General features: G+C 40.5%; 1 protein-coding gene. It reads left to right on the forward strand.

Annotated elements, in window-relative coordinates:
• Positions 1–18: 18 nt before the first annotated feature.
• The coding region (locus R8269_RS24200; protein WP_318222775.1) for a hypothetical protein at positions 19–1,495 on the forward strand (1,477 nt) is incomplete at its 3' end.

A 1,495-nucleotide genomic window follows, 5' to 3' on the forward strand; every position in this document is an offset into this window, starting at 1 on the left:
CTGCTGAGGAGCAATACTGTGAATAAGCTAACAGGTGCCCTTTTGATTTTCACGATATTCCCCGCGCATGTCAGTGCCAATTCCTGCGATATTGAAGGCTACACAATCGGCTTTTTTAATGGTGTAGCTACGACACTAAAAGGAGCTAAACAAGGGCAGAAGAAAATAGAATCAACCCTTGGTATCAAGCAATTCAACGGTGAGCCAGTTGAATATCAACTGTTCTACAATGACTCTTACATTGAAAGTAACGGTTTGAATGTCTTAGCTGATTTTGCTGAAACTTTTGATCAAAGAACACAAGAGTTGGGGCAGAAGCAATTTGACCGATGGGAAGCGTTTTGGGAAATCGTTAGCGGACGTCAGGACAGTTCCATCATCCAAAAAATTAGTGCGACTTTTTCATGGTTTAAAGGGTTTGTTTCTGACCTTGTCAGCCAAGGTATGAATACGATGATTCGTGAGTTTTTGCAGCTCTTGAGTACTTCGATTGATTCACCTGATACTGAAAAAACTCAGATGCAGCATAAACTCATCAATGATTCCAATACATGGAAAGGCAAAAAGCTAATTTATATTGCTCACTCGCAAGGAAACTTATGGGTGAACCAATCTTACAAGTATGTTGTTTCTCAATTAGGATACGACGCTGATAATATTCACGTGGTTCATATTGCGCCGGCCTCGCCAACATTAACCCCTGATAGTGACTATATTTTATCAACCTCTGACCTTGTTATTAATGGCCTGCAACTAACGGGAATTGGCTCTGTCCCTGTACCGAATACCGTTATAGCGCCAAGCACAGCAGACATTGCAGGGCATGGTTTAATTGAAATCTATTTAACTCATCCTGACTCGATTAACAAAATCAAGAAATCTGTGGGGCGAGCTTTTGATTCACTTACCAAGCCGGACATGGAAGAGCATCTCTTTGAAGTGACCTATCAATACACGCCTTCTTTTGTTGAAAGTCATGCTGAACCAGAGATTAAATTTGTCGATAACCCAAGCGGGGATTGGTTTGAAAAAGCCATGTATCCACATTACGATGACTCGTACTTTGAATATGATTCTGCCGCTTACAATTACAAACTCAAACCTGTTGCTGGCTTAAAATACTTATCTCACCAACGCGACAAAAAAGACAGAGAGAACCAAACGTTTACCGTTGTTCAATGCTCAAATATCCCAAACGATGACCCATTTATATTGGGTGAAAAATCCGAGGCATTAATATGGTACGGATATGATGAGCAACCGGACAATACCAAAGTTATTGTGACAGTCAGAGATAGGTATGGAAGAAAGCTACTAAGTGGAGAGCAATCGGTGAGTGAACTTCGCCGTAAGGGGTGGCGTTATCAAGGTATATTCCTTGATTTGAAAGCGAAAAATCCTTACTCACAGAAAGAAAAGAGTTTCATAGAAAAACAAAATCTAGATACCAGGTATGAGCTTTACTCTAATTCTATTCTTCGACCATCGTCATCAT

The organism is Vibrio sp. Vb0667 (genome assembly GCF_033391095.1).